At 73.1% G+C, this 6,264-nt stretch carries 5 protein-coding genes; 2 read left to right on the forward strand and 3 right to left on the reverse strand.

The genetic code is table 11. The features are described from left to right. Nucleotides 1–16: 16 nt before the first annotated feature. On the reverse strand, nt 17–1,336 hold the full coding sequence (locus NX801_RS28855) for an aminotransferase class I/II-fold pyridoxal phosphate-dependent enzyme (protein WP_258790894.1): 1,320 nt from the start codon (nt 1,334–1,336) through the stop codon (nt 17–19). Between the two features lie 47 nt (nt 1,337–1,383). Between NX801_RS28855 and NX801_RS28860 the strand changes: the two genes are divergently transcribed. Together NX801_RS28860 and NX801_RS28865 are read left to right on the forward strand one after the other, a co-directional pair. Further along, the gene (locus tag NX801_RS28860; RefSeq protein WP_309505926.1) at nt 1,384–2,682 is read left to right on the forward strand and encodes an MFS transporter; all 1,299 of its coding nucleotides are present in this window, start codon (nt 1,384–1,386) and stop codon (nt 2,680–2,682) included. Nucleotides 2,683–2,716: 34 nt separating this feature from the next. Beyond that, nucleotides 2,717–3,616 (forward strand): hypothetical protein, encoded by a 900-nt coding sequence (locus NX801_RS28865; RefSeq protein ID WP_258790895.1) that lies wholly within the window; start codon nt 2,717–2,719, stop codon nt 3,614–3,616. A gap of 104 nt (nt 3,617–3,720) precedes the next feature. Here the strand turns inward: NX801_RS28865 and ptsP are convergent, their stop codons facing one another. Both ptsP and NX801_RS28875 read right to left on the reverse strand, forming a co-directional pair. After that, the gene (gene ptsP / locus NX801_RS28870) at nt 3,721–5,391 is read right to left on the reverse strand and encodes a phosphoenolpyruvate--protein phosphotransferase (protein WP_258790896.1); all 1,671 of its coding nucleotides are present in this window, start codon (nt 5,389–5,391) and stop codon (nt 3,721–3,723) included. A gap of 80 nt (nt 5,392–5,471) precedes the next feature. Beyond that, entirely contained in the window at nt 5,472–5,921 is a 450-nt protein-coding gene (locus NX801_RS28875) for a PTS sugar transporter subunit IIA (RefSeq protein WP_258790897.1), read from the reverse strand. Between the last annotated feature and the right edge of the window lie 343 nt (nt 5,922–6,264).

Below are 6,264 nucleotides of genomic sequence, written 5' to 3' on the forward strand. Positions count from 1 at the left end.
TCCGCCGCGTCGTGGCTCAACCGCCGTACAGCGCCTCGGACTCGCTGAGCACCGCCGCGAAGTCCGAGGCCAGCCGCGCCGCGTCGGCCGGCTCCAGCGCCGCCGTGGTGATCCGCACCGCCGTCGGCGCGGATATCCGGAACCGGGCCCCGGCCGCCACCCACCAGCCGTGCGACCGGAGGCCGTTGACCACCGCCGACTCGTCGCGCACCGGTACCCATACATTCAGTCCGCTCGCCCCGTGCGCGGCGATCCCCCGGCTCCCCAGCTCCACGACCAGCGCCTCGCGCCGCCGGGCGTACTCCTCCTCGGCCCGCTCCACCAGGCGGGTCACCTCCTCGTCGTCCAGCAGCCGGGCCACCGTCTCCTGGAGCACATGGCTGACCCATCCCGAGGTGAGCAGCAGCCGGCCGTCGTGCCGGGCCAGCGTCGTCGCGTCGCACGCGACACCGGCCCAGCGCAGATCTATGCCCAGGTACTTGGAGACCGTGCGCACCAGCGCCCAGCGCGGCGGCCCCGCCGCCGCCAGCGGATGGGCCTCCGCTCCGGATATGTCGGCGTTGTGGTCGTCCTCGATCACCAGCACCTCGGGGTGCGCCGCCAGCACCGCGGCGAGATCGTCCCGCCGCTCCCGGGTGAAGCGACCGCCCATCGGACTCTGGCCGCGCGGACTGCACACGACCGCCCGCGCACCGGACCGCAACGCCGCGCTCAGCGCCCCGGGTGACATCCCCTCGTCGTCCACCGCGACCGGCGCCGTCCCCAGCCCCAGCGCCGGAACCAGGTCGAGCAGATGGTGGAACCCCGGATCCTCCACCGCCACGGTGTCCCCGGGCCGCAGCTCCGTGGACAGCAGCCGCGCCACACAGTCCAGCGCCCCGTGCGCGAACGTCACATGTGCCGCGGGCACTCCGTCCCGCTCGAACCAGGCGCGGGTCAGCTCCTCCAGCGAGGCGAGACGGGGCGACGCCCGGTGCGATCCGCTCACCGGTCCCACCCGCGCGGGCGGGTGCAGCTCCGGCAGGAAGGCCGGGTCCGGGTGTCCGCTGGCCAGATCCCGCAACCCCTCCGGCACCCGGGGCGGGCGCCGCGAGCCGACGGACGGACCCTGGGCCACCACCGTGCCGCCCCGGCCCCGGGTGACCACGATCCCGCGCTGCCGCAGCTCCTTGTAGGCCACCGCGACCGTGCCCGGGCTGACGCCGAGCTCCATGGCGAGCTGCCGCACCGGCGGCAGGGGCGCGCCCGGCCCGAGCACCGCGTCCGCCACCGCCCGCTCGACGGACGTGGCGATGCCCCTGGCCGTCGATCCGCTGATCGAATACTGTGCTGTCACAAGAGAAACTATGTATCGATACAAAAGCCTTGTCAAGGGGGAGCGGCATGACAGCACGAAACAATGGGAGAACCGCCTGGCAGGAGCGCATACCAGGGGGGCCCGATGGCCGCCGGATGCTCCTGGTGGCCTTCATCGACAAGACCGGCACCGGCCTCTGGACCACCGCGTCGGCCCTCTACTTCACCCTTGTCGCCGGCCTCTCGCTCACCCGCGTCGGACTGCTCCTCGGCCTCGCCGGCGCCGTCGGTGTCGCCGGCGCCCCGCTCGCCGGCCACCTGGCCGACCGCTTCCCCCTCACCCGCGTCCTCGTCGGCGCCCAGCTCCTCCGAGCGGCGGCGCTGCTGGCGCTGCTCACCACCGACCACTACGGCCTGCTCTTGCTCTTCGCCTCCGTCGGCGCACTGCCCGACCGCGGCTCCAACGTCCTCACCAAGCTCTACGCCGCCCGCGCGACCGGCTCCCAACGCGTCCGCTACCAGGCCATCAACCGCACCGTGGGCAACCTGGGCTGGGCCGTCGGCGGCCTCGGCGCGGCCGGCGCGCTCACCACCGGCACCGCCGCCGCCTACCAGACCCTGCTCATCGGCAACGCCCTCTCGTACGCCGTCATCGCCGCCCTCACCCTCCGCTGCGCCGAGCCCCCCGCCCCCTCGCACATCGTCGCCGGCGCCGCCCGGCCGCCCTCCGGCCCCGCCGCCCCGAGCCCCCGCGCCACCCGCTCCAACCCCTGGCGCGACCGCCCCTTCCTCCTCTTCACCCTCACCGAGACCGTGCTCTACCTGGACGACACGATCATCCAGGTCGGCATGCCCCTCTGGATCGTCCACTCCACCCAGGCGCCGGCCGGGCTGGCGCCCCTCGTGCTCGTCCTCAACTCCGTCCTCGTAGTGCTCTTCCAGGTACCGCTGTCCCGATTCGGCACCTCGTCCGCCGCCGCCCGGAACCTGCTCGTCCCGCTCGCCTGTCTCTTCACCGGCGGTTGCCTGGCCCTCGCCGCCTCGGCCACCGGAGGCAGCTGGACCGCCGTCGCCGCCCTCATCGCCGCGGCCGTCGCGCTCACCTTCGCCGAGATGGTCCACGCGGTCGCCTCCTGGGAACTCTCCGTCGCGATCGCCGCGCCGGACGCTCAGGGCACCTACCTCGGAGTCCACGGACTGGCCGCCTCCGCCCAGCGGGGTGCCGGGCCGCTCCTCGTCACGGCCGTCATCGCGACGGGCCCCGTCGCCTGGCCCGCCCTCGGGGCCGGATACGCGGTGGTCTGTCTCCTCCAGCGCCGTCTCGTCCGGGACCGGCTGCCCGAACCGGCGTTGTCAGTACCCCCGATTACGGTGAGTGAGCATTGATCGACTCGTCGATCCACCGCATCCAGGGGGAACCATGTCCAGAACCGGCACCACCGCCTCCACCCGGCGCGCCCTGCGCCGTGAGGTCGTCAGCACCCTCGGCCTCGTCGCCGACGCCCAGGACTTCGCCACCATGCGGCGGTACCGCACCTTCACCCACGACGACCACCGGATCTACCTGCGCCAGGCAGAGGCACTCCTCAAGTCCCTCGCCGGCCGCGGCGGTCACACCACCGTCGCCCTCTTCGACCCGGACGACTACGCCGAATTCTGCGCCGAGACCGGGCTCGACCCCGACGCACCCGGCAGCCGCGGCCGCTACACCGCCGAACTCGCCGCCACCGGTGCCTGCGTCGCCTACACCGGCCAGCCCATGGACGAGCTCGTCCCCGCGCTCGTCCACACCGTGATGCGCCACACCACCTGGCAGTACGCCAGCCGGCTGCTCGGCGAAGCCGGAATCTGCGCCGACTGCGGACAGGACATCGGCCGGGCCGCCTTCGACCACGCCTCCGAGCTGCTGACCCGGCTCCTCGACGCCGCCGGCCCGGGCACCCACCACCTCGTGTGCAGTGTCCCTGCCCGGGGTGAGTCACTCGTCGCCACGCTCCGCACCGATCGAGGCCCGGCCGGGCCCGCCCACTTCGACTCCTCCGAGGGAGCCGAGTTCGTCACCGTGCTCGCGACCGGAGTGGCCCTGGACAGCCCCGGCGGTCTTGTCCTCCGCACCAGCGAACCCGGCGCCCCCGACCACGTTCACGGCTGGCGCCTGGAGCGCGGCCGCCTCGCCCCCCTGGCCGCCGCAGAGGTCTTCAACGCCTACTGCACCGACGTCCTCACCGGTGAGCCCGTCCCGCCCGAGGCCGGCGTCGAGCACCTGGCCGGCTTCGACCTCGCACCCGGCCCCGAGTGGCCCGGTCACCCGCACCACTGAGCACCATCCCGGAGACGGCGGAGGGGCTTTCCACCGCCCACGGCGATGAAAAGCCCCTCCGACTCGGCCCAGGCGACCGGAGTCAGCTCAGGGAGACGCGCCGGTCACTCGCCGGACAGCACCTCCTGGGCCGCCAGCCGCGCCTCGTCGGCGCTGTCCGTGGCCCGGGCGGCCGCCGCCGCCCGCCGGCACTGCGCCAGCGTGTACTTGGCCAGCGTCGCCCGTACATAAGGAATGGACGCCGCACCCATGGACAACGACGTCACCCCCAGCCCCGTCAGCACACAGGCCAGCAGCGGATCCGACGCCGCCTCGCCGCAGACGCCACAGCTCTTGCCCTCGGCCCCGGCCGCCTCCGCGGCCAGCGCCACCAGATCCAGCAGGGCCGGCTGCCACGGGTCCTGCAACCGGGACACCGCACCCACCTGCCGGTCCGCCGCGAAGGTGTACTGCGCCAGATCATTGGTGCCCAGCGAGAGGAACTCCACCTCCCGCAGGATCGAGCGCGCCCGCAGCGCGGCGGAGGGGATCTCCACCATCGCGCCGAACTTGGCGCTCAGCCCCGCCTCGCGGCAGGCGTCCGCGAAGGCCTTGGCATCCGCCCGGTCGGCCACCATCGGCGCCATGACCTCCAGATGCACCGGAAGCCCCTCGGCGGCCTTCGACAGCGCCGTCAGCTGGGTCCGCAGCACCTCCGGGTGGTCCAGCAGAGTCCGCAGGCCGCGCACCCCGAGCGCCGGGTTCGGCTCGTCCGCCGGGGTCAGGAAGTCCAGCGGCTTGTCCGCGCCCGCGTCCAGCACCCGCACGACCACCCGGCCCTCGGGGAACGCCTCGAGCACCTTCCGGTACGCCTCGACCTGCTTCTCCTCCGCGGGCGCCTCCCGGCTGTCGTCGAGGAACAGGAACTCGGTGCGGAACAGCCCCACACCCTCGGCGCCCGCTTCCACCGCCGCCGGGACATCGGCCGGACCGCCCACGTTCGCCAGCAGCGGCACCTGGTGGCCGTCCGACGTGGCACCCGGGCCCGTCGCCGCCGAGAGCGCGGCCTTCCGCTCGGCCGCCGCCCGCTCCAGCTGCGCCCGCCGCTCGTCGCCCGGCTCCACGAAGATGTCACCGGTGCTGCCGTCCACCGCGATCACGGTGCCCTCGGCCAGCTCACCCGCTCCCGGCAGCGCCACCACGGCCGGCACGCCCAGCGCACGCGCCAGGATCGCGCTGTGACTCGTCGGCCCGCCCTCCTCCGTCACAAAGCCGAGCACCAGCGCCGGATCGAGCAGCGCCGTATCGGCCGGCGCCAGGTCGCGGGCGATGAGTACATACGGCTCGTCGCTGTCCGGGACGCCGGGCATCGGCACCCCGAGCAGCCGCGCCACGATGCGGTTGCGCACGTCGTCCAGATCCGCGACCCGGCCCGCCAGATACTCTCCCGCGTTCGCCAGCAGCGCGCGGTAGGCCGCGAAGGCGTCATACACGGCCCGCTCGGCCGTGCTGCCCACCGCGATCCGGCGCTCCACATCGGCGATGAGCTCCGGGTCCTGCGCCATCAGGGCCTGCGCCTCGAGCACCGCCTGGGCCTCGCCGCCCGCCAGATTGCCCCGCGCTATCAGGTCGGCCGCAACCGCCTCGACGGCCTGCCGGGCGCGCCCCTGCTCCCGCTCGGCCTCCTCGGCCGGGATCTGCTTGGCCGGGGGCTCCAGAACCGCCGTGCCCATGTGCCGCACCTGGCCGATGGCCACGCCGTGGCTGACCCCGACGCCGCGCAGTGTTGTCTCCATGTCCACCGTCTCCGCTCGGGCGGCGGCCTCCGCCGCCGCGTTGAATCACCGGTCGCTGTCGCCGTCCGGCGACAGCGACGTCACTGCCAGCCGAAGAGTTCGTCGCCGGACTTCACGGCGCCGTCCTCGACAAGAGCGGAAAGAGAGTCGGCGGTGGCCTCCAGGGCCACGACGGGGCAGACCGGCGACTTGCCGGCCGCCTCCACCGCCGCCGGGTTCCAGCGGACCACGGCCTGGCCGCGCGTCACGGTGTCCCCCTTGTTCACCAGGAGCTCGAAGCCCTCACCGTTCAGCTGCACCGTGTCGATGCCCAGGTGGGTGAGGACACCGTGACCCTCCTCGTCCACGACGACGAACGCGTGCGGGTGAAGGGAGACGACGATCCCGTCCACGGGAGCCACGGCCTCCGATGCCTCTCGTACGGGGTCGATGGCGGTGCCGGGGCCGACCATGGCCCCGGAGAACACCGGGTCCGGTACAGCGGCGAGTCCGATGGCGCGTCCGGCGAGGGGCGACGTCACGGTGGTCATGGGGTGCCTCCCAGGAGGTGGAGATGTGGTGCCGCCGTCACGGCGTGTGGTGAGCGGCGTTTTGTTCAGCAGCGTATGTCATGAGATGTCCGGGTTCTGGGTGAGTGCTCCGCTTTGCGTGCCTCAAGGTCGCCGGACGAGATTTGCCTTGCTTACTGGCAGACCTGTACTGTCGTTCCCCTGCCTGGCCATGACGCGACTGCGCGTCGGCGGTCGGCAGCGACCGTCAGTCGAGATCCTAACTGGTCTACACCACTGGTCTACACCTCTGCCCTCGTGTGGGGAAGAGGGAGATCGGGGAGTGGTCAGAGTCAAGGGAAAAGGCTGATAGAGTTCGAATCGC

Source organism: Streptomyces pyxinae (assembly GCF_024756275.1).
Lineage (GTDB): Bacteria > Actinomycetota > Actinomycetes > Streptomycetales > Streptomycetaceae > Streptomyces > Streptomyces pyxinae.

What these genes read in the sequence shown, in the direction of transcription:
- ptsP (WP_258790896.1), bottom strand. Translation starts at nt 5,391, where the DNA reads ATGGAGACAACACTGCGCGGCGTCGGGGTCAGCCACGGCGTGGCCATC.
- NX801_RS28860 (WP_309505926.1), top strand. Translation starts at nt 1,384, where the DNA reads ATGACAGCACGAAACAATGGGAGAACCGCCTGGCAGGAGCGCATACCA.
- NX801_RS28865 (WP_258790895.1), top strand. Translation starts at nt 2,717, where the DNA reads ATGTCCAGAACCGGCACCACCGCCTCCACCCGGCGCGCCCTGCGCCGT.
- NX801_RS28875 (WP_258790897.1), bottom strand. Translation starts at nt 5,921, where the DNA reads ATGACCACCGTGACGTCGCCCCTCGCCGGACGCGCCATCGGACTCGCC.